At 27.4% G+C, this 23,114-nt stretch carries 17 protein-coding genes; 14 read left to right on the forward strand and 3 right to left on the reverse strand.

All coding sequences use genetic code 11. From position 1 onward, the window contains the following. Positions 1-66 precede the first annotated feature (66 nt). From rhuM to CRU95_RS03360, 6 genes are all read left to right on the forward strand, one after another. Positions 67-933 (forward strand): RhuM family protein, encoded by an 867-nt coding sequence (rhuM, locus tag CRU95_RS03335; protein WP_129099735.1) that lies wholly within the window; start codon positions 67-69, stop codon positions 931-933. 12 nt (positions 934-945) lie between these two features. Continuing rightward, entirely contained in the window at positions 946-2,031 is a 1,086-nt protein-coding gene (locus CRU95_RS03340; RefSeq protein ID WP_129099736.1) for a DNA alkylation repair protein, read from the forward strand. After that, positions 2,015-2,482: a Cys-tRNA(Pro) deacylase gene (gene ybaK, locus CRU95_RS03345; protein WP_129099737.1), complete on the forward strand. Its 468-nt coding sequence runs from the start codon at positions 2,015-2,017 to the stop codon at positions 2,480-2,482. Before CRU95_RS03340 ends, ybaK begins: the two co-directional genes overlap by 17 nt. Before the next feature lie 61 nt (positions 2,483-2,543). Further along, on the forward strand, positions 2,544-5,738 hold the full coding sequence (locus tag CRU95_RS03350; protein WP_129099738.1) for an NAD-glutamate dehydrogenase domain-containing protein: 3,195 nt from the start codon (positions 2,544-2,546) through the stop codon (positions 5,736-5,738). A gap of 67 nt (positions 5,739-5,805) precedes the next feature. Then, the gene (locus CRU95_RS03355) at positions 5,806-6,021 is read left to right on the forward strand and encodes a hypothetical protein (RefSeq protein WP_129099739.1); all 216 of its coding nucleotides are present in this window, start codon (positions 5,806-5,808) and stop codon (positions 6,019-6,021) included. Further along, entirely contained in the window at positions 6,022-7,296 is a 1,275-nt protein-coding gene (locus CRU95_RS03360) for a SagB family peptide dehydrogenase (protein ID WP_129099740.1), read from the forward strand. A 13-nt stretch (positions 7,297-7,309) separates the two neighbouring features. Here the strand turns inward: CRU95_RS03360 and CRU95_RS03365 are convergent, their stop codons facing one another. After that, positions 7,310-7,765: a globin gene (locus tag CRU95_RS03365; RefSeq protein WP_129099741.1), complete on the reverse strand. Its 456-nt coding sequence runs from the start codon at positions 7,763-7,765 to the stop codon at positions 7,310-7,312. A gap of 96 nt (positions 7,766-7,861) precedes the next feature. Here CRU95_RS03365 and CRU95_RS03370 point away from each other — a divergent pair, with 96 nt between their 5' ends. Together CRU95_RS03370 and CRU95_RS03375 are read left to right on the forward strand one after the other, a co-directional pair. Next, positions 7,862-8,380, forward strand: coding sequence for a hypothetical protein (locus tag CRU95_RS03370; protein WP_129099742.1), 519 nt, complete (start codon positions 7,862-7,864; stop codon positions 8,378-8,380). A gap of 107 nt (positions 8,381-8,487) precedes the next feature. Continuing rightward, the gene (locus tag CRU95_RS03375; RefSeq protein ID WP_129099743.1) at positions 8,488-10,470 is read left to right on the forward strand and encodes an EAL domain-containing protein; all 1,983 of its coding nucleotides are present in this window, start codon (positions 8,488-8,490) and stop codon (positions 10,468-10,470) included. On the opposite strand, the gene CRU95_RS03380 is transcribed toward CRU95_RS03375, so the two are convergent. Beyond that, entirely contained in the window at positions 10,463-11,887 is a 1,425-nt protein-coding gene (locus CRU95_RS03380) for an SDR family oxidoreductase (RefSeq protein ID WP_129099744.1), read from the reverse strand. The genes CRU95_RS03375 and CRU95_RS03380 overlap by 8 nt on opposite strands. Positions 11,888-12,061: 174 nt before the next feature. Between CRU95_RS03380 and CRU95_RS03385 the strand changes: the two genes are divergently transcribed. The 5 genes from CRU95_RS03385 (at position 12,062) to CRU95_RS03405 (ending at position 17,862) form a co-directional block, all read left to right on the forward strand. Next, positions 12,062-12,631, forward strand: coding sequence for a paraquat-inducible protein A (locus CRU95_RS03385; RefSeq protein WP_129099745.1), 570 nt, complete (start codon positions 12,062-12,064; stop codon positions 12,629-12,631). Beyond that, entirely contained in the window at positions 12,631-13,224 is a 594-nt protein-coding gene (locus CRU95_RS03390; protein ID WP_129099746.1) for a paraquat-inducible protein A, read from the forward strand. Before CRU95_RS03385 ends, CRU95_RS03390 begins: the two co-directional genes overlap by 1 nt. Next, on the forward strand, positions 13,205-15,847 hold the full coding sequence (locus CRU95_RS03395; RefSeq protein ID WP_129099747.1) for an MlaD family protein: 2,643 nt from the start codon (positions 13,205-13,207) through the stop codon (positions 15,845-15,847). The genes CRU95_RS03390 and CRU95_RS03395 overlap by 20 nt, the downstream gene beginning before the upstream one ends. 103 nt (positions 15,848-15,950) lie before the next feature. Then, entirely contained in the window at positions 15,951-17,378 is a 1,428-nt protein-coding gene (locus CRU95_RS03400) for a catalase (protein WP_129099748.1), read from the forward strand. A gap of 1 nt (position 17,379) precedes the next feature. Continuing rightward, positions 17,380-17,862 (forward strand): ankyrin repeat domain-containing protein, encoded by a 483-nt coding sequence (locus tag CRU95_RS03405; RefSeq protein WP_129099749.1) that lies wholly within the window; start codon positions 17,380-17,382, stop codon positions 17,860-17,862. Positions 17,863-17,876: 14 nt separating this feature from the next. On the opposite strand, the gene ciaB is transcribed toward CRU95_RS03405, so the two are convergent. Next, positions 17,877-19,751, reverse strand: coding sequence for an invasion protein CiaB (gene ciaB, locus CRU95_RS03410; RefSeq protein ID WP_258238617.1), 1,875 nt, complete (start codon positions 19,749-19,751; stop codon positions 17,877-17,879). A gap of 259 nt (positions 19,752-20,010) precedes the next feature. Here ciaB and CRU95_RS03415 point away from each other — a divergent pair, with 259 nt between their 5' ends. Further along, positions 20,011-23,070, forward strand: a complete 3,060-nt coding sequence (locus CRU95_RS03415) for a filamentous hemagglutinin N-terminal domain-containing protein (RefSeq protein WP_129099751.1) — start codon at positions 20,011-20,013, stop codon at positions 23,068-23,070. The last annotated feature ends 44 nt before the right edge of the window (positions 23,071-23,114 follow it).

Raw genomic sequence — 23,114 nt, forward strand, 5'->3', positions numbered from 1 at the left:
TATTTTAAACCTAAACATTTTTTCTACGATATAGTTCAAAATCAACAAATCTTAAAAGGTACTCTTATGAATGATATATCTAATATAGTAGTTTATAATGATGGAGAATTGGAACTAAAAGTTTCTGTAAATGAAGAAACAATTTGGCTTACACAATCTCAAATGTCAGAATTATTTGGTACAAGTACAGATAATATTGGACTGCATTTAAAAAATATCTATAAGGGAATAGAATTAAATGAAAATTCAACTACCGAGAATTTCTCGGTAGTTCGTCAAGAGGGGAAAAGGAAAGTAACTCGTCTTATTAAGCATTATAATCTCGATGCAATAATTTCAGTTGGATATAGAATAAGTTCATCAAAAGCAACAAAATTTAGACAATGGGCAACTTCAATTCTAAAAAATTATATTCAAAATGGCTATGTAATAAATAGTGATAAAATCACCAATGAAAGATTTGTATTATTAGAAAAAGATGTAAATATCTTAAAGAATAAGGTTGATGTTATTTCATCAAGACTAGAGGATAATAGTTTGAAAATCAAGCAAGGCATATTTTTTGATGGGCAAGTTTATGATGCTTATAGTTTTGTATCTGATTTATTAAGAACAGCAAAAGAAGAGATAATACTTATTGATAATTATATAGATGATACAACTTTTACACTTTTTTTAAAAGTTCTAGATATAAAAGTGACAATATTTACAAATACCATCTCAAAACAGTTAAAACTTGATTTTGCAAAATATTCTAAGCAATATGAGAATATCACTCTACAAACTTTTAAAAATTCCCATGATAGATTTTTGATAATCGATAAAAAAGAAGTTTATCATTTAGGTGCAAGTATAAAAGACCTTGGTAAAAAATGGTTTGCATTTTCTAAGATAGATATAAGTGCAAATGATTTAATATCAAAACTAGATTAAAAAGAAGAGAATATGGCAGAACAATTAAAAAATGTATATACAAAAGAGTATATAAGAAATTTAGCAAATAAAATAAAAGAAAATTACAATGACTTTGATAATGATGGTTTTATAAATTCTATATTTAATCCTACTTGGGAAATTTTAGAACTAAAGATGCGAATGCGACATATTGCAATTACCCTTAATGAATATTTACCCTTGCCTTATAAAAAGCAACTTGAAATATTAAAACCTGCATCAAAAGATTTTAGTGGATTTGAAGCAATGTTTTTTCAAGACTTTGTGGAAGTTTATGGATTAGATGATTTTGAGAACTCTATGGATGCACTAGAAGTCTTTACAATTGATTCTAGTTCTGAGTTTGCAATAAGAGCATTTATCTTGAAGTATGAAGATAAAACTATGCAACAAATGAAACTTTGGGCTAAAAGTTCAAATGAACATATTAGAAGACTTGCCAGTGAAGGGTGTCGTCCTAGACTTCCTTGGGCTGTGGCACTTCCTAGATTTAAAGCAAATCCATCAAAGGTCTTTGAGATAATTGAACTTCTTAAAAATGACCCTTCTAAATATGTACAAAAATCTGTAGCAAACAATCTTAATGATATCTCAAAAGATAATCCAGAACTTGTAATTGAGTTTGTTAAAAACAACCTTGGAGTTTCCAAAGAGCTTGATTGGATATGTAAGCATGCTTCAAGAACACTGCTTAAAAAGGGTGATGAAAAAGTATTGGAGTTATTTTCTTTTGGAAAATCACATCATATAGATATTTCTAATTTTATTTGCGATGAACTTGTAAAAGTTGATGATTATTTAAATTTCTCCTTTGAAGTTGTTTCAGATGAAGAACTTGGGAATATTAGAGTTGAGTATGGAATGTATTATTTAAAATCAAATAGGGCACATAACAAAAAAGTTTTTATGATAAGTCAAAATGAGGTAAAATCAAATAATAAAAAGTTTATAAAAAAACAAAGCTTTAAAAATATGACTACTAGAAAACACTATTTAGGCAAACACTATATTTCTATTATAATAAATGGTAAAGAGATGATAAAAAAGGAATTTATTTTAGATGACACCTGCAATTAGATTACTTAAAAAGAATAAATGTGATTTTAAAATACATAAATATGACCATGACCCAGCTTGCACAAATTTTGGGGAAGAAGCAGTTATTAAATTAAACCTTGATAAGAATAGAGTATTTAAAACATTATTAGTAGAACTAACACCAAAAGAGTTAATTGTTTGTGTAATACCTGTATCTAAACAACTAAGTTTGAAAGATGTAGCAAATGCATTTAAAGTAAAAAAAGCACAAATGGCAGATAAAGATGAAGCTCAAAAAGTCACAGGATACTTACTTGGTGGAATATCACCTTTGGGACAGAAAAAAAGATTAAAAACTCTTGTTGATGAAAGTGCATTTAATTATGAGACTATCTTTGTAAGTGGTGGTAAAAGAGGTTTAGATATTGAATTAAAAGCAGAAGATATTGTAAGCTTAGTTGGCGCCCAAAAATTTCTTATTAGTACTTAGGTTTAACTTCTCTTTAATCTTTTGCATGTAGTATTATATAAAGAAAAACGAAAGGATTTATATGACTTCTTCAGATATGAATGCAGTATGTTCTCAATTATTGAAACCCGAAGATTTAGAGATTTCCGATGAGTTGTTCAGTCAAGTTCAAACAGACAAAATTGTTACAAACATAATAAAAGAAAAGAATTCCATTGATATAAAGATATTTTCTATTCACCAGTTATATTTGTCTTTAGTTACTCCAATATTACATGATATTGGTTTTTTGATTATTGATGAAGTTACTTATAATGTTCAAAATGGAAAAGATCAAATTTTTGTTTCAAGGTTTAATCTAAAGTTACAAAAAGATGATGATATAGACAAAATATTAAATGCTAAAAATAATTTAGAAAATGTTATTACAAAAGTTATAAGTGATGAATGTATTCAACACTCAAGGGTATTTTCATTGGTTTATAATGAAAACTTTGATGAAAGAAAGATAAGTTTAGTAAGAGCGATGATTGAATACATTGATCAAGCAGTTCTCACTATAAATTCTGCAACGATTTTAAATATATATATTACCCATCACGATATTACTAAGCTTTTTGTAGACTATTTTTACATAAAGTTTGACCCCAGTGTTAAAAAAAGAGACTCTAAGTTAAAAGATTTAAAAGAAAAAATAGAAGAAAAAATTAAGCAAATACCTCAAATAATTGATGATAAGATTTTAAAATTGACTTTGTCATTTTTGGATTCTCTTCTAAGAACAAGTTATTTTTTAGATAAAGAAACAATTGCTTTTAAAATAAATACAGCAGAGTTTGGAGAAAACCTTAAAGGATTGCAACCAAATTTAGAGAATTTTATTTATCATGAATCTTTTTTTGGTATTCATTTAAGAATGACAAATATCTCAAGAGGTGGTCTTAGATGGAGTGATAGACATGATGATTATAGACAAGAGATAAAATCTCTTATGATTACCCAAGAGGGTAAAAATTCTATTATTATTCCTGATGGTGCAAAGGGTGGATTTGTAATCAAAAAAGAGACAAGTGAAGTCACAAAAGAGTACTTTAAAGAAGTATATACAATGTTTATCAATGCCAACCTTGATTTAGTAGATAATTTGGTTGACGGGAAAGTTGTAAAAGATAAAAATCTTGTTTGTTATGATGGAGATGATGCTTATTTTGTAGTTGCTGCTGATAAAGGAACTGCTGCTATGAGTGATGTGGCAAATGAGATTGCTATTAGCAGAGGTTTTTGGTTGGGTGATGCTTTTGCAAGTGGTGGAAGTAATGGATATGGACATAAAGAGCTAGGAATTACTGCTCGAGGATCACTTAGATCAAGTGAAAGATTCTTTATTGAAGAGGGTATTGATATTTACAAAGATAACATAACTGTCATGGGAATTGGATCTATGAATGGAGATGTTTTTGGAAATGGTCTTATCGAATCAGATAAATTTATTCTTTATGGTGCTATTGGACATAAAGAGATTTTTGTTGACCCAACTCCAGATCCTATTCAAAGTTTCAAAGAGAGAAAAAGACTTTTTGAATCTAAAAATGGAAGTTGGAAAAATTATAACAAAAAATTAATTTCACAAGGTGGTGGAGTATTTTTAAGAAGTGAAAAAGAGATAGAACTAACACCAGAAATTAAAAAGCTTGTGGGAACAACAAGAAAAGTAGTTAGTGGAGAAGAACTTTGTATTATGCTTCTTACTATGCCAGTGGATTTATTGTTTAATGGAGGAGTTGGAACTTATGTAAAAGCAAGTGATGAAAACTCATTAGATATAGGTGATAAGCAAAATGAAGCGGTAAGAGTTGATGCAAATAATTTAAAAGCAAAAATTGTTTGTGAGGGTGGGAACTTAGGATTTACACAAAAAGCAAGAATAGAGTATGCTTTAGGTGGAGGAAGAATCAATATTGATGGAATCGATAATGCAGCAGGAGTTGATACTTCTGATCATGAAGTAAATCTAAAGATTTTATTAAATATGATTAGCAATAATGAAAATATTTGTAAAGAAGATTCCCAAGCAACTTTAAACTCAATGACAGAACAAGTTGTAAAATTAGTTTTGGATAGTAATTACAATCAAGCCTTGTCTATATCTATTGATGAAAGATTTTCAAGAAAATATTTAAATGACTTTTTAAAAGTAATTGAAGTATTGGATAATAATATACCAGCTTTTAATAGAGCAGCTTTTCATATTCCCAAAAATGAAAATATAAATGAGATAATAGATATAAGTGGCTCAATAGTAAGACCAGTTTTATGTTCACTTTTATCTTATTCAAAAATATTTCTAAAAAAAGTATTACTTGAATCAACTTTAGTAGATGACCAATTTGCCTTGCAGTTCTTATATAGATATTTTCCAAAATCATTTGTTGGAGCCTATGAACATGAGATAATAAATCATCCACTAAAAAGAGAAATTATTGCAACTATGATGGCTGATATAATTGTAAATGCCCAAGGAAGTACTTTTGTTAGCGATTATGAAAAATTAGGAAATGAAAGATATTTATTAAAAATCAAATCATATTTAGTAGCAAAACAACTATTTGGAGCTAAAGAAATACGAGAAAAAATCTATCAACAAGATTATATAATGAATGTTGATGAACAATATAAATTAATCAATAAATTAGAATATATTTTATATGCAAGTACTAAATGGATGGTTAAATATCTTAAAAAGAATCAGTTAGATGCTACACATATTTTAGATCATAAAGATGAACTTTTTGATTTACTAAAAGAAGTACATACTCAAAAAGTAGAAAAACTAATTGATAAGGATGAACAATTTAATCTTTTCTTTTCTGTAATTGATTATCTTAGATTTGCGATTCCTGCTATAGTAATAAAAGAGAGTACAAATCACTCCTTTAAAGATGTGATTATATTATTTTACTCTCTTATACATGAGTTTAATATCTTAGACATTATTTTCTCACTTAATAAAGTAGAAATAACTTCTAAAAATGATATGGTTCTAAGAAATCAAGTTTTACAATTCATTGAGTTTATTGTTGTTCATTACACTAAAAAAGTATTGAATTTTCAAAGGTTAAATGAAGAACCAGCTGTAGCTTTTACAAACTTTATAAATAATGAAAGTGAATCATTTTATAAAGTAAGAGAAAATCTTGATCTATTTCTTACAAAAGATAATAAGGATATTAAAGAAATAGCAATTACTGTTAATCAAATGATGGTCTCTTTATTATAAGCTGAGATTATAACTTTTTGTTAACAAAACTGATGTATAATAATTGAAAAGAATAAAAGGATTAATTATGAAAAGTAATATGAATAATGAACCAAGTTTAAATAAAATAGATGATTACAATGGAAAAGAATCAAAAAGTAAAAGAAACACAATAAGACTTGTGATAATAGCTCTTTTGGTTTTTGGATGCATTTATTCATTTTTTAGATATGAGAATAATCAAGTAAATGATTATGTAGGGACACCTGAAAAACCAGGAATCAACACAACCAAAGGGAAATAATTGTTTCAAGACTTTTTTGAATATCATCAACAAACTAAACACTCATACTATTCTGTTAGAAGTAACCCTAACAGAATAGATTGGGACAATCCTCCTTTTAGATTTAAGCCTTATTTTGAGAGTAAAAGAGTTGTTTTAGATTTAGAAAAAGAGAATCACAGATTTATTTATCAAAGTGCTGGAATAACTGCTAAAAAAACTTATCCAGGAGTTGAGTATTATCTAAGAGTAATACCTAGTGCAGGGGCACTCTATCCTAATGAAATCTATTTTCAAAGTAGAAATAACCAAGATATTGATGATGGAATTTATCATTATGATAGTTCTTCAAATTCTATAGAACTGTTAAATCCTATTGAAGATGATGGATTAGATCCATATTTTGGATATGAAAAAAAACAAAATGGATTTATTTTTTTAGTTTCATCTGTATATTATCGTTCATCTTGGAAATACAAGAATAGAGGATTTCGTTATTGTTTACTTGATGCTGGACATATTTTAGGGGCACTTGAAGCTTCTTCTTATGTTTTTTCAAAGCCTTATGAGATAAGGTACGATTTTGATAAAGAGTCTTTAAATAAAATGTTTGGTTTTGATAGGGATGAGTTTTTTACTTCTGCTTTTTTAGTAACTTTTCCTACAAATAAAGAGGTAAAAAAATCAGATTTTAAATTGAATTATGCCTCTGCTACTGGAGATTTTGTTGAAAATGAATTGATTGAGTATGCATATAAAGATAGTTTACCTATTCTAAATAAACAAGCACAAAATTCTTCTGCAAGTTTTAATTATAACAAAGAAGTTTTTCAAGAAACTATTTTAAATAGAAGATCCATAAGAGAGTTTAATCAAGGCTCTATGAGTAAAATAGAATTTGAAATGATAATGAAAAATATTAAAGATAATATTATAAGTGATTGTGAGGAAGAAGTTGAGATTTATTATGTAATAAACAGAGTAAAAGATATGATTCTAGGTCTTTATCTTGACGATAAAATTATAAAAGAGGGTGACTTGAAACAAAAAGCTGGATATTTGTGCCTAGAGCAAGATTTAGGTAAAAGTTCTGCTGTTACATTCTTTTTAACAACAAAATCAAAAAATTACCAAGCTGCTTATCAAAAAGCAGGAATTATCGGACATAGATTATATTTGGCTTCAAATTACTTGGGATATGGTTGTAGCGGAATAGGTGCTTATTATGATGATGAAGTATGTGAGTTTATAGGTGATAATACAATGGTTTTATATGCTTTAGCTATTGGAAAATAGCTAAAGTATATAATTACATTTTAAACATAGAGTGAGGTGAATCACTAGAATTTACCATCCAAATAGAAAAAATATCTATATACTCCCAAAATGATTTTTTTAACTCTTCATTTAAATTTGTCTCTTCAATTGCTTTTGCAAAATTTTCAAGCCAAATAACTCTTGCATTTGAGTCAATTTTAAAAGGAGAGTGCCTTGCTACCATTCTTGGTGCTCCTCTTGAGTGATCAAAATATCTAGGTCCTCCACAAATTTGTATAAAAAAATCAGCTGCATGTTTTTTAGCTGCATCAAGTCCTTCTTTTGTAGGAGGAAAGAGTCCTTTTATTTCTGTTTGTACTAAAAAATCATAGTGCTTGGCAATCATTTCTCTCATGCCTTCTTCTCCTAAAACTTCTAATATCTTAGGGTTTGGTAAAGCTACATTTGGTCTTTGCCCAAATGCACCTTCTGTAATAGTATAATTCATTATTTGCCTTTTTTCTTTTTAAAAGACTATACTACAACAGCTATGCTGAAAAAAAATATATGATATAATCATTAATTAATTTCTTAAGGAGTTACCATGAAAAAAGTTTTTGTTTTAATATATAGTGCACTTTCATCGCTTTTATTTTCCTCTTCATTACTTGCAAGTGATATAGAAGTTTCTTTTACTGATAAGAAATGGGATGGTCAAACAATTCCTTTAGATGAAGTATGTTCAAATTATAATGTAGAAGCTGGAAGTACACCAGGTTTGTATATTGAAAACCTTCCAGATGGTGCTAAAAAAGTTATTTTAAAGTTCAATGATAAGACTTTTACTAAAATGGATAATGGAGGACATGGTATATTATCTTTTGATATAGAAGAAGATTCTACTAATGTAGAAATTCCTCCTCAAATAGGAGAAACTTTCGAGTTAGATGAAAGTTTCTCCGTTGTAAAAGCACATACTGGAACAAGATTTGGGAAACAAGAAGGTGCCTATTTAGCTCCTTGCTCTGGTGGTAAGGGCAATACTTATACTGTTGACATCTCAATTTTAAATTCAGATGGTAAAGTTTTGGCTAGTAAAGAATTAATCTTAGGTAAGTATTAATTAATTTAGTTATTTTAAGATTATTTATGTCAGAATGGTAACTCAAAGTAGTTACCATTTTGAGTATCTATATTAAATAATTCTATTTATCAAAAAAGAGGTTACTGGTGTTTTCTAAAATAATTGATAATTCTTATTATCAGAAAAATATAAAAGTATTATTTATACATACTAATAAAGATTTTATTTCAAAAACATCAAAATTATTGGAAAAATATTTTATCTCTATTACTATATCAACTAACAGTGATGATGTAAGTGAAAAACTTAAAGAAAAATATTTTGATATTCTTTTTATAGATATTGATTCTTCAGAACAAAGTTGTATTGAATTTGTAAAACAAGTAAAAAAAACAAATCCTATGTTGTCTATTATTGCATTTTCAAGCGGAAATAATATACCATTACTTCAAGAGTGTTTAAAGTTATCAATAGATGGATATATTTTTAAACCAATAATAAAAGAACAATTTTCTGCAACTATTGAAAAAGTATGTGATTATAAATGTAGTAAGTATCAAGTTGATAATAATGTAAACTATTTAAATCAATATGTAAAAATAATAGATAGTAGTAACATAATTTCAAAGACAAATATTGAAGGCAAAATTACATATGTAAGTGAGAACTTTTGTAGAATTACAGGCTATTCAAAAGAAGAATTAGTTGGAAACACTCACAGTATCTTAAAACATAAAGATAATCCACCTATTTTATATAAAGAGATGTGGCGTACAATAAAAATTGAAAAAAAAGAGTGGCATGGTATTTTAAAAAATGTTTCAAAATCAGGAAAAGTATATTATGTTAAATCAACTATAATGCCCCTTTTAGATTTAGATGGAAATATTATAGAGTTTATTGCTTTTAGAGATAGTGTAAATGTGGTTTTAGATGATAAAAAACATTTGTTAAATAAAATAGAATTAAATAACTTATCACTTCTTATATTAGTTCAAATTGAAGAATTTGATATATTAGACAAGTTTTACAATATACTAAAAGTAGATCAAATTGAAAAAACTTTTGCATCAAATTTATTAGCTTATTTACCTGATAATTATGTTTTTGAAGATGTATATGCTTTAGGAGATGGGAGATATGCACTTTTAACTGATTATTTTGCTTTTGAAAAGTTAAATATGAAAATACATGATTATCTTGAGATATTTGTAAAAAATGTAACAGAATCTGTTTTAGAAATAGATGGTATAGAGTATGACTTGAACATAATTATAAGTTATTCTTGTGGAAAATATAGTCTTTATGAAGATGCAAGAGCAGGGCTTGAAGAAGCTATATCTAAAAATAAAATCATAAATTATTCAAATGATTCTTCAATAAAAACAAATCAAGAAGCTAAAAAGAATTTTGAAGTTATAAAGATGGTTAAAATTGCCCTTGATAATTATAAAATTGTCTCTTATTTTCAACCAATAATTAATAATAAAACAAAAGAAATTGAAAAATATGAATCCTTGGTTAGACTTATAAATGAAAAAGGAGAAGTTATATCTCCTGTAGAATTTTTGAATATTTCTAAAAAAGGTAATTATTATAATAAAATTACTTCAAGAGTTTTGGAAAACTCTTTTAAAATGTTAGATTTTGTTAATACGAAATTATCAATAAATTTATCTGCACTAGATATAGAAAAAGAGCAAACAAGAAAAGAGATTTTTAATTTGCTTGATAAATATAAGAAAGATAATAAAAGAATTGTTTTTGAACTTTTAGAAGATGAAAATGTAAAAGACTTTAAAAGTATCAAACTTTTTATTAGAAAAGTTAAAAGAAGAGGTGTAATGATTGCAATTGATGATTTTGGAGCAGGATATTCCAACTTTGAAAGATTGCTTGATTTTGAACCAGATATTTTAAAAATAGATGGCTCTTTAGTTAAAAACATAGAAAAAGATTCTTTTAGCAGAAATATTATTGAAACAATTGTCTCTTTTGCAAAAAAGCAAAAGATTTTGACAATTGCAGAGTATGTAGAAAATGAATCAATATTTAATTTATTAAATGAAATAGGAGTTGATTATTCTCAAGGCTACTATTTTGGCAAACCAGAAGATTTGATTAACTAAGAGTTTTACTTTTTTTTATAATACTTTTTATCATATTTGTAAAAACAAAGTAGTGAATAGGAACTAAAATATACCAATACATTCTTCCTAATAAACCTTTTGGGTAAAAATATGCTGATTGAATAAGTTTATTTCCATCTATTTTAAACTCCAACCAAGCATTACCTGGAAGTTTCATTTGTGCTAAAAGAAGAAGTCTTTTATTCTCTTGTACATCAATTACCTTCCAAAAGTCTAAACTATCACCTATTCTTAAATTAAATTGGTCTCTTCTTCCTCTTTTTAATCCTACACCTCCAATCATTTTATCTATGACTCCTCTTGTTTTCCATAAAAAGTCATAATCAAACCAACCAAATTCTCCTCCAATAGAGATAAAAGATTTATAAATTTTTTTATGGGAAAGATTTGAAATATCTTCGACCCTTCTATCCATAAATATTGCATGGGCAAGTTCTTCTGTGTAGTCTTTATCCCAAACACTACCAAATCTATCACTCCATCTACTTACTACTTGGTTATTTCTTATCTCCTCAACAGCTTTTTTAACTGAATCTATATAAGAGGTGGGTTTTATATTAGGAAAATATTTTATTGCATTATTATTTTGTACAGTGGCTTCTGATTTTAATCCTTCTATCAAAGCTTTTGCAACTCCATAAGATACAGGAGTAAATAGATTTAACCAATATGAAGACAAAGTAATTGATAAAAAAGGCAAAGGAATAATGTATCTTTTTAATCCCAAAGCAGTAGCTGTTTGTAACATCATCTCTTTGTATGTTAATTGTTCTGAACCTACATCAATAGTTATATTTCCTTTTTCTTCTAAATATATTGAAGAATAAAGATAATTTAATACATCAAATACTGCTATTGGTTGTGTTTTTGTATTTACCCATTTTGGGGTAGTCATAACTGGTAGTTTTTCAGTTAAGTTTCTTATTATCTCAAAACTTGTACTTCCTGAACCTATAATTACTCCAGCTCTTATCCATATAGTTTGAACCTTATTACTTGAACTTAATATTTCCCCTGTTTCTAATCTACTTAATAGATGTTCACTTGTATCACTATTTTTAACACCTAATCCTCCTAGATAAATAATTTTCTTTACACCGCAAAAAATAGCAGCATCAAGAAAATTCTGAGCAGAAATTTTATCGAGGTTTTTGTAGTCTTTTCTATTTAAAGAGTGGATTAAATAAAAAGCTACTTCCACGCCTTTTAATGCTTTTTTTAAACTTTCTACATCAAAACTATTGCCTTCACAAATTTCCACAGTTCTTTTTAGATTAGGAGTTATAGACTTTTTATTTCTAACTAATAATCTTAAAATAATGTTTTCATCTTGTAAAAGTTTTTGTTTAAGTCTTCTTCCTATATATCCAGTAGAACCAGTAAGTAACACTTTCATTTTATTTCCTTTAATTAAGTCATTGTATCACTTAAAAATGTCTTTTTGTAGATATATTAAATATCTTTATTATAGAAAAAAAGAAAAAAAATTGTTAAATTATTGAGCAAAATTGTATTTTATTCATAAATAGGTATAATTAATATCATTAATATAAAGGTTTTAATATATAGTATGGATGCAATAATTGAATGTAAGCATTGTGGACTTTTTTTAAAAAATAAGAATGAAAAAATCAAATGCCCAAGATGTGGTTCAAAAATTACAAATAAAGAACATAGTCTTGACTCTTTGTATTATGCAATAACTGCATTGTTACTTTTTATATTGTTAAATATCTATCCTTTACTAACTTTATCTCTAAATGGAAATACTTTAAAAACAACACTTATTGGGACTATTAGCGTATTTTTTAAAGAAGATTTTCTTTTTGTTGGAGCTTTGGTCTTATTTACAATTATTTTAGCTCCTATTTTAAACTCTTTTATAATTATATTAATATTTGTTCAAAGTAAAATGAAAAGGAAAATATTTTCTTTTAGAGTTTTATATGATGGATTTCATTTTTTTAAGACTTGGGGTTTCATTGAAGTTTATATTATTGGTGTAATTGTTACATATATTAAACTTACAGGAATGGCATCTTCAACAAGCTTTGATACTGGATTTTATATTATGCTTTTTTATCTTTTTATATTTTATATGTCTAATAAAAAATTTGATATAAAAAGTGTGTTAGAGTAATGATTTTAATATCTTGTAAAAACTGCCAAAAAGTCTATACAAAAAAAGACTATAATGAATTCAAATGTGTTAGATGTGGTCATACAGTAAGAAGAAGAGTAAAAAACACAATACAGACTTCTTTAGCCTTAGTGATTACAGCACTATTACTTTTTATTTTAGCCATGATTTATCCGATGATGGAAATAACACAATTTGGCACAAAAGAGGATAGTACAATATTTCAAGGTGTTATTTCTTTTATTAATTATGGAGATTATTTTATTGCAATTGTTATTTTTACGGCAAGTATTATAATACCTTTAGTTAAACTTTTAGTACTGCTTTTTATATTTGTTTCACTGTGGATTAAAACACCATTTTCCAATAAAACAAAATTAAAGTTATATTATTTTATTGAATTAATTGGAAAGTGGTCTATGATAGATATTTATGTAGTTGCAATGTTAGCATCTACGATTCAACTTGATGAAGTATTTAATATAAAAGGTGGAATAGCAGCGACTGCCTTTGCTTGTGTTGTAGTTTTGACTATGATAGCTGCGCATAAATTTGATACAAGGATTATTTGGGATGAGCGAAGAAAAAATTGAAACTTTAGTTTATGAACCAAATCAAAGGGAAAATAAGTCAATTTCATTTATCTGGCTTCTACCTCTTGTTGTTTTAGGTATTTTAGCTTGGATTGGCTATGAAAGTTATACTAAAAAAGGTACAAATGTAAGTGTGATTTTTAAAAATGCAGAAGACCTTAAAGAAGGAGTAACTCCTTTAGAATATAAAGGTTTGGTTCTTGGAAAAGTAACTAAAATAGAAATAAATGATTTAAATAGTGTCAAAGTAAATATTTTAGTAAATAGCGATGTTGCTAAATATGTTGCAACAGAAGGAACTAGCTTTTGGATAAAAAAACCTACTATATCCCTAACAAAAGTTTCAGGACTTGGTACTTTATTAAGTGGAAATAAAATAGAATTATATCCTAAATATAAGACCTTAGAAGAGTATGAAAATGCAAAACCTCAATATAATTTTACAGGTTTAGATACAAAACCTAGTTTATTAGAAGATAGTGATGGTTATTATGTAAATATTTTATCAAGAGGTGAAGATCTCATCGAGGTTGAAACACCAGTTTTTTATAATAGATTCCAAATAGGTGAAATTTCATCAAAAGAGTTTAAAGATGGCAAAGTTTATTTAAAAGCCTATATTCATGAAAAATACAAATATCTTATAAACAAAAGTTCTCAGTTTGTCATGAATAAGGCTTTAAAAGTAAATTTTGGACCAGGTGGCTTAAATTTAGAAGTAAGTTCCTTATACTCTGCTATTGTAGGTGGAATTACAGTTGAAACTCCAATAAAAGATGCTCAAAAAATAAAACAAGATAAATATTATATTTTAAGTGATGATAAAAAAGAGTTTATTGAAAGAACACATATAAATCTAAAACTTACAGATGCAAAAGGTATTGGAATAAATACTCTCATCATGTATAAAGGAGTAGAAGTAGGTAAAGTAGATGATTTACAACTTACCCAAAATAATATTATCGCAAAGGCTTATGTTTATAAAAAATATGATTATCTTCTAAGTGAAAATAGTACTTTTCATATAGAAGAAACAGAAGTTAGTTTGGATGGAGTGAAAAATTTAAATTCAATTGTTAGTGGAAATTATTTAACAATCGATTATAAAAAAGGAAAACCAAAAGACTCCTTTGAGATTGTAAATAGTAGTATGGAAAAAGTTGATAATGATTTAATCATTACTTTAAAAACGCAAGATTTAAATTCAATAACAAAAAATAGCAAATTGTATTTTAAAAATATTCCTATAGGAAAGGTTTTAGACTACTCTTTATCTAGTGATTTAAAGCATGTAAATATCTCACTTTTAGTAAAAGAAAAATATAAAAAACTAATAAATAATAAATCACTTTTTTATGATATGAGTTCAAAATTATTAGAGCTTAAAGATTTAGATTTAGATATAAACTATACTGGAATAAAGCCACTTATAGATGGAGGAATAGCACTTGTAGAAGTTGATAGAAAAGCAAAATACTCTAAAAAAAGTTTTAAATTGTATAGTTCTTATAAAGATGTGCAAACTCTTAAAAGAGAGTATAGTCATGGTTCATACTTAAATACATACTTTGACAATGGTTTTAATTTAAAAGTAAATCAAGCAATAAGTTATAAAAACCAAGAGATAGGTTTTGTAAAATCAATAAAATTTAGTGAAGAAAAATCAAAAGTAAAACTTTTTATTTATAAAAAGTATGTGAAATATATAAGTAAAAAAAGTAGATTTTATAAAAAAGATGCCATAAAAGTCGATGCATCCTTGGGTGGAGTTTTATTTGAAGTTGATAATTTATCTTCATTATTATATGGTTCTTTAGAACTTGATAATAGTTCAAAAACAAGCTTTCCAAGATATGAAATATATTCTTCTTATGATGATATGAAAAACTTTTCAAATACTATTTCTATCCTATTTGATGATGTAGAAGGATTAAGACAACAATTCTCAAAACTAAATTATAAAGGTGTAGATATAGGAAAAGTATCTAATATTATATTAACACCTCAAAACAAAGTTTTAGTAAAAGTTCAAGTATTTAAAAACTATGATAAGTTTTCAAAAGAAGGTACGATTTTTTATTTAAAAAAACCCAAAGTTAGTTTAAATGAAGTTAAAAATATAGGTTCAACAATTTTACCAGTTGATATTGGTGTTATTGTTAGTAATAAAAACAATTTTAAAAATAGTTTTACGGGTTATGATAGTTTAGAAGAAATAAAACAAGTTGATAATGGTGAGATAATAAGAGTCGCTTCTCTTTTCCCTACAAAACTTAATGTTGATGCTCCAATATATTACAAAAATGTACAAATAGGAAAAATAAATAAAATAAATCTTAGTGGTGATGGATCTAAAACTTTGATTGATTGTTTTATTTCCGATAAATATAAACATCTTATTCGAAAGAATTCTACTTTTCATGATATAAGTGGTTTTAAACTAAAATTCTCTATTTTTACAGGTACAGAGATTGAAACAAACACTTTCACCTCTATACTAAAAGGAGGGCTTTTAGTAGTGACACCTATAAAGTATGGGGGAATGGCTACAGTAAATGATACATTTTTATTAAAAAAAGAGTTAAATGAAGATTGGGAGAAGATAAATCCAAGTATAAAATAGAAGAAGTATTAATTTAAAAAAATAACATTACATTAAGTTATCATCTTGTAGAATATTTTTATCAAAGGAAAAATTTTTTCCTTTAAAATAAAAAGGAAATAAGATGAAAAAAATAATGACTACAACAGCTGGAAATCCAATTTCGGATAATCAAAACACAATGACTGCAGGAGAAAGAGGTCCTGTTCTTATGCAAGATTATCAGTTAATAGAAAAACTTGCCCATCAAAATAGAGAAAGAATTCCTGAAAGGGTTGTTCATGCAAAAGGAAGCGGTGCTTTTGGTGAACTATTTATTACAGAAGATATTTCTAAATATACAAAAGCAAAAGTTTTACAAAAGGGTGAAAAAACTAGATTATTATTGAGATTTTCAACAGTTGCTGGAGAAAAAGGAGCAGCTGATGCGGAAAGAGATGTAAGGGGTTTTGCTTTAAAATTTTATACAAAAGAGGGGAATTGGGATTTAGTAGGAAATAATACGCCTGTATTTTTTATCCGAGATGCTTATAAATTCCCTGATTTTATCCACACTCAAAAAAGACATCCCCAATCAAATCTGAGAAGTAATACAGCAGCTTGGGACTTCTGGTCACTTAGTCCTGAGAGTTTACACCAAGTAACTATTTTGATGTCTGATAGGGGATTGCCAAAATCATATAGACATGTAAATGGGTATGGTTCTCATACCTATAGTTTAATCAATGCTCAAGGTGAAAGATTTTGGGTGAAATTTCACTTCAAAACAAAACAAGGTATTGAGACAATTACAAACAAAGAAGCAGAAGCAATAGTTGCAAAAGATAGAGAATCAAACCAAAGAGATCTTTTTGAAAATATTGAAAAAGGTAATTTTCCAAAATGGAGTTTTGAGATTCAAATTATGACAGATGAAGATGCAAAATATTGTTCATTTAATCCATTTGATTTAACAAAAGTTTGGCCACATAGTGATTATCCTATGATAAAAGTAGGAGAAATGACACTAAATGAAAATCCAAAAAACTATTTCAATGAGATAGAACAAGCCTCTTTTTCACCATCAAATATTGTTCCAGGTATTAGCTTCTCTCCTGATAAGATGTTACAAGCTAGAATCTTCTCTTATGCTGATGCACATAGATATAGAGTAGGAACTCACTATGAAATGTTACCAGTAAACAGACCAATAGTAGATGTAAATACTTACCATGCAGATGGAAGTATGAATTATGAAGTAAAAGAAGCAACAGATGCATACTATGAACCAAATAGTTTTAATGGACCAGTTGAAGATAAATCATTTGCAGAACCAGCATTTAGTACAGGTGATAGTGCTGATAGATATGACCATAGAATAGGAAATGATGACTTTACACAAGTAACTGCACTTTTTAATTTGATGAGTGATAATCAAAAAGAGCAATTATTTAATAATATCGCAGATGCTATGGATGGAGTTCCAAGTGAGATTGTAAATAGACAACTTGCACTTTTTGAAAAAGTACATTCTGATTATAGTGCAGGGGTTAAAAAAGCCTTAGGAATCTAATATGGAAGTATCACCGGAAGAACAAAAAAGGTATGAAGAACTTCAAGTTATGGCATTAGATTTTGCTAGACGTGGGCATACAGAAGACTTAAAAGCTATGCTTGATGTTGGTATGCCTATAAACTTGTGCGACCACAAAGGTAATACCTTACTTATGTTGGCTTCATATAATGGAAATCTAGGAACAACTAGGATGTTGATAGATTTAGGAGCTGAAGTTGATAAAAAAAATGATAGAGGACAAACACCACTTGCAGGTGTTTGTTTTAAAGGGTATTTAGAAATAGTAAAAGAGTTAGTAAAATCTGGAGCAAATATTTATGAAAATAATGGAATGGGAACAACACCTATTATGTTTGCCTCAATGTTTGGGAATTACGAGATTGTAAAGTATTTAAATTCTCAAAATAGTAATTTCAAATCTAAAATTTATTTAGCTGTTTCAAAACTGTTCTCTTTACTAAAAGGGTTATTTAAAAAATAAGAGGAAGTAACCTCTTATTTTATGTAGTTGCTTTTTTTGTCGCTTGTATCTAATTCTTGACCAATTTCTTTATATCTTGCAAAATAGTGTTTTACAAAATCATTTATTTTTTTATTTATTGGCATAAAGTATTTTCCATCTTTTTTAGCAAATTGATTTAAAAATTGTGTTGCATCTTTTTTATCCAAATAGTGTTTTGCTAAGTCTGTATAAGTTTTGATATACCACGTTTTTAGTTTCTCAAATTTTTCATCACTTAAATCAATACTTAGTTTTTCATTTTCCCAAGATAGAACTTGCGAATCAAAAAGACCATTTAGGTGAATCAATCCTTCACAATAGTATGGTTGTACTTCATCAACTTCCATCCAACCTATAAGCCCAACAGCTCTTTTAACACTATCAATTAAAACTTGTCTTTGAAGATGCTTTTCATCATTATTTTGATCTAAGAAAAATGAGATAAGTCCACCAGTTGTAGCTTTGAATTCTTCTATATTTTTAAAGTTACCTGTTTTATTCATGACTGATTCTGTTTCATCATCGCACCATAAAATATGTCCATACTCATGTCCAATGGTTGTGATGTCATAAACTTGGTGCCAAGATGCTGTTTCATTAAATAAAAATTTTCTATCTTCACTTAAAAATTCATTTCCAAATATTTCAGCACTAAGTCTCAAAAATGGTTTAGCACGACTAGTTTGTAAAATCTCATCTGCAAAAGCAAAGATTTTTTTACCTTCTTCTTTTGAGACTATTTCATCATTTGGTACAACTTGAGCTGAAAAAAGTCCATTTAATTCTGCTCCAAAGAATATCGCTGGTCGACCAATATATAGTTGAACCTTATCTAATGATTTTAGAGAAAAGTTATAAATGTTTTTATAAGAAGAGTTTTCTTCAAATGTAGAAAATATATTTGCAAAAGCTGATTTTATTTTATTTACTCTGTGGTCATTTTGTGCAAATTCTGGGTTTGTAAATCTTATATCCCACTCTAATGCAACCGCTTTTCTAAAGTGATCTTCGTAGTATTCAAGTGGATGTCCTATTTGAATTGGTGATTTTATTTTCATCCATGCTCTATCTACATTTGCCCATTTTTCTACTAGTGAGTTCTCTTTGTCTTCTGAAAAAGCTAAGATAAGTGATTGGATATATAAAATATAATCCCATTTGTGACCAAAGATATCATCTTCATATTCTAATAAACTCTCTTCAAACTCTTCAAGGGCATTTACCACTTCTGTTGCTTGTTTTTTAAAAGCTTTTATATAAGCTTGACTCTCATAACCATCACCTTTTTTAACCAATGCAGAATATGATCTATCTGCTGTAATAGAGTTGTGTCCTAAATCAAACAAAGAGTTACTCTCTAGATAATCAAAAACTTTTTCTTCATCACCGTTAAATTTTGATAGTAACTCTTTATTGATACCATTGATAATATGTGCTGTCCAAGAGCTTTGCCATGCAGACATTTTAACTCCCACATCATATACACCTTGAAATATAGCTTGATAAAATGGAGTTAAAAAATTATTGTCTTTTATATAATCAAGCATTTTTTTATGTTTGTTATGCCAAAACTCTTTTACAAAAAGGTATGCTTTCTCTTGTAACTCTATAACTTCTTTTTCATCAAATCCAAGCTTTTTTAACACTTGAACAAGTGAATCATCTCTTAGGTTTACTAATCTAGTAACTAGGGCATATCTTAAATCATCGCTCATATCTAAATTTAATTTTTTTGCAAAATCATCTATTATGGTTAATTGTTCATATTTATTATTTTCTAATGCTGATACTAATTTATTCACATCATTTTTTTGAGCATTTAAATATTCATAGATTTTTTTTGAATCTTTTAAAAATTGTTCATTCATTATAAAACCTTTTTTGTAGTTTGAAGGATTTTATCTAAAAATGCTTTTAGAAGAATTAATAATTTTAAATTATAGTGTTAATCTCTTTTATAATCTATATTTCTTTTTATACAATTAGTGTAGGGACGTGAGTCATATATTATAAGCTTTAAAACAAGTTAATGATTATAATCAATATGTTGGGATAAATTACTGTTAAAGTCATTTTAAGATATAATCCGATTTATATTAAAAATAGCATTATTTAAAAGGATTATATTTGGTTTTTATTTGTTCACGTTTTAGGGTTCTAAAAGGTGTTAAAATCAATTTAATCATTACTTTATTTTTTAATTCTACTACCTTGACTTTTGCTGCACCAACAGGAGGTGTTGTTACTTCAGGGTCTGCAAATATTAATCAAAATGGAACTGTAACAAATATCAATCAAACCTCTAACAAAGCAACTATAAATTGGCAAAATTTTTCTATTAAAGCAAATGAAACAGTTAATTTCAATCAACCAAACTCTAGTTCTATTACACTAAATAGGGTTATTGGAAATGAAAAATCTATCATAAATGGAGCCTTAAATGCAAATGGACAAGTTTGGATACTAAATTCAAATGGTGTTTTATTTGGTAAAAATGCAAGTATTAACACAAGTGGATTATTAGCTACAACTGCAAAACTTTCTGATAAAGATTTTAATGCAGGAAATTATAATTTCAAAAATGCAACAACAAACTCAATAATAAATCAAGGAACAATTGAAGTAATAAACAATGGCTCAGTGATACTAGCTTCAAATGAAGTTGTAAATGAAGGAATAATTAAAGCTATTAAAGGAAGTGTTCATTTAGTTGGAACTGACTCTTATTCAATTAATTTAAATGGAAACTCATTAGTTAATCTTAAAGTAGATAAAGGTGTACTTGATGCAATGGTTTCAAACTCAGGAACCATTATTGCAAATGGTGGAAAAATTTATCTAACTACAAATGCTGTTGATGAATTATTAAAAGGAGTTGTAAACAATACAGGTATTATTGAGGCAAATAGTATTGATGATATAACTGGATATGTTGAGTTGTTTGCCCATGGTGGAGAAGCTTTAGTTGATGGAACTATAACTGCAAAAGGTGGTTTTATTGAAACTTCTGGTAATAAAATCAAATTTTCAGATACTCTTGCCCTAAACGCAGGGAAAGGTGGTACTTGGCTTATTGATCCCAATAATATAAAAATTGTATCTGATGCAATAGCAGAAGTAAATGTAGACTCATCAGGGGCACCAGTATATACATCTTCAAATGATTCAACAATTTTGCGTGCATCTACTATTGAAACTCAACTAAATAATGGAACTAATGTGATTGTTGAAACAGGTGAAGCTGGAACAAATTTAGAAGATGGAGATATCTTTCTGACAACAAGTATCAATAAAACTTCAGGTGCAGATGCAACTTTAACTTTAAAGGCACATAGAAATATAGTATTTGCAGATAGTTATACTAGTTTAAGTTCATATGGTAGTATCTCAAGTAGTAGTAATAAATTAAATGTAGTTTTATGGTCAGATAGTGATGGAAACAATGATGGTTCAGTTTGGATACCTAAGAATTCAAGTATATCAACAAATGGAGGGAATGTTTGGATAGGAGGAGGGACTGGTTCTACAACTTTGAATGGACTAACAATAGGAGACTCTTATGCAGTTGGTAGTAGTTTTTTTTCAGATGAAGGAAAAGCAATAGCAAGAGGTGCTTCAATAAATGGTAATATAAATGCAAATGGTTCAACTTCAGGTGGTGATATTTTTATAAAAGGTCTTGCTAGTCAATCAAGTTATTATAGTAGTGCTAGAGGAGTTTCTATAACAGGCTCAGTGACAACAAACCATAAAGGAAATATTACAATAGAAGGAACTGCAAAAGGTGCTTCTGATGCTGTAGCTATTGGAGATACTGCTTTAACTAATGGATCGGGTATTTTAAGAGTTGAAGAAGGAACTATTTCTATAAATGGACATTCAAACAAAAGTAATAATTCAAGTGATTCTATTTATTTGAACAATGGGTCTTATATAGAAAGTACGGGAACCGGAACACTTATAATAGATGGAAATGATGATGAAATATCTGCTGATTCTACTTCATATATTAAAATTGCTAACTTATTGTTAAAAAATGGTTTCACTACAACTTTAACTAATTCTAATAATGATATAAAAACACTAGCTGCTACAGGTATGACTTCTTTAACATATAGCGATTCAAATGATATTACAATAGGTACAGTAAATGGAGTTACTGGAATAACAGCTAGTGGTGATGTTAATCTTTATTCTGCTTCTGATATTTTTGTTTATGCACCTATTTCAAATGGTTCAAATGTTTTAAAGCTGAATGCTACAGGAGATGTATATTATATTTCAGATAAATCTGAAAATAATGAACCTAAAAATACAGATAATTCGTATTTAATTAATGCAAACAGTTATTATACAATTAAAGATTTTCAAAAATTTGATAATATAAATAATAAATCAATATCTTCAGCTGATAATTTAGTGGATTTACCTAATATTAAAGAAAATTCTATATCTACACAATTAAGTAGTTTAAATGAGATTTTGGGTAAAAATACAACAGAAAAAAATATTAATCCAAGTAACCCAATTATAAAATCAAGTGAAAACTTAACAAAACAAAGTACAAATTCAAGTAAGCAAAGTGAAAGTTCAAGTAAAAATGAAAAAGAACAAAAAAGAAATTCAATTGAGCAAAATACTAACTTTAGTAGTATAGTTGAAAATTCAAATGAGAATTCAGAAGAACAAGAAACAGATTCAAGTGCTTCATCTGAAAATTTAAGTGAAGAAACTACAAATTCAACTAGCACAAGTGAAAGTTCAAATCATGATTCAACAGAAGAAGATACAATTCATTTAGGTGAGGCACAAATAGAAATAGATGTTGATGAAAATGGAAAAATAGTATATAGCAAATCTCAAATTGAAGTAAAAGTTAAAAATAATGGAAAATTAATTTTCTCAAATAATTCAAAAGATATATTAGAAACAGTAGGACTATCTATTAAAGATGGATCATTAGTAAATGATAAAATAGAGATTGTCCTTATTGATAAAAAAACTACTTCTAAATATAGTGCAACTTTATTAGATGGTAGCTCTCTTCCTGAGTATTTAATATTTAATCCAAAAACAGGGAAAATTAATGGGGTTTTACCAAAAGATATTCGCAAACTTGGACTTAATATAAAAGCTATGGATAAAGATAAAACAATACGAATTTTAAGTTTGAAAATCAAGTTTTAAAGTGTATTTAAATAGTTATAATAAGTATTACTATATTGTTAATA

Origin of the sequence: Arcobacter sp. F2176 (assembly GCF_004116465.1) — a bacterium.
GTDB lineage: Bacteria > Campylobacterota > Campylobacteria > Campylobacterales > Arcobacteraceae > Arcobacter > Arcobacter siniprincipis.

Excerpts from the sequence above, each read along its gene's own strand:
- CRU95_RS03350 (WP_129099738.1), top strand. The coding sequence starts at position 2,544 with ATGACTTCTTCAGATATGAATGCAGTATGTTCTCAATTATTGAAACCC.
- CRU95_RS03370 (WP_129099742.1), top strand. The coding sequence starts at position 7,862 with ATGAAAAAAGTTTTTGTTTTAATATATAGTGCACTTTCATCGCTTTTA.
- ybaK (WP_129099737.1), top strand. The coding sequence starts at position 2,015 with ATGACACCTGCAATTAGATTACTTAAAAAGAATAAATGTGATTTTAAA.
- CRU95_RS03390 (WP_129099746.1), top strand. The coding sequence starts at position 12,631 with ATGATTTTAATATCTTGTAAAAACTGCCAAAAAGTCTATACAAAAAAA.
- CRU95_RS03395 (WP_129099747.1), top strand. The coding sequence starts at position 13,205 with ATGAGCGAAGAAAAAATTGAAACTTTAGTTTATGAACCAAATCAAAGG.
- ciaB (WP_258238617.1), bottom strand. The coding sequence starts at position 19,751 with ATGAATGAACAATTTTTAAAAGATTCAAAAAAAATCTATGAATATTTA.
- CRU95_RS03405 (WP_129099749.1), top strand. The coding sequence starts at position 17,380 with ATGGAAGTATCACCGGAAGAACAAAAAAGGTATGAAGAACTTCAAGTT.
- CRU95_RS03355 (WP_129099739.1), top strand. The coding sequence starts at position 5,806 with ATGAAAAGTAATATGAATAATGAACCAAGTTTAAATAAAATAGATGAT.
- CRU95_RS03385 (WP_129099745.1), top strand. The coding sequence starts at position 12,062 with ATGGATGCAATAATTGAATGTAAGCATTGTGGACTTTTTTTAAAAAAT.
- CRU95_RS03380 (WP_129099744.1), bottom strand. The coding sequence starts at position 11,887 with ATGAAAGTGTTACTTACTGGTTCTACTGGATATATAGGAAGAAGACTT.
- CRU95_RS03400 (WP_129099748.1), top strand. The coding sequence starts at position 15,951 with ATGAAAAAAATAATGACTACAACAGCTGGAAATCCAATTTCGGATAAT.
- rhuM (WP_129099735.1), top strand. The coding sequence starts at position 67 with ATGAATGATATATCTAATATAGTAGTTTATAATGATGGAGAATTGGAA.
- CRU95_RS03340 (WP_129099736.1), top strand. The coding sequence starts at position 946 with ATGGCAGAACAATTAAAAAATGTATATACAAAAGAGTATATAAGAAAT.
- CRU95_RS03365 (WP_129099741.1), bottom strand. The coding sequence starts at position 7,765 with ATGAATTATACTATTACAGAAGGTGCATTTGGGCAAAGACCAAATGTA.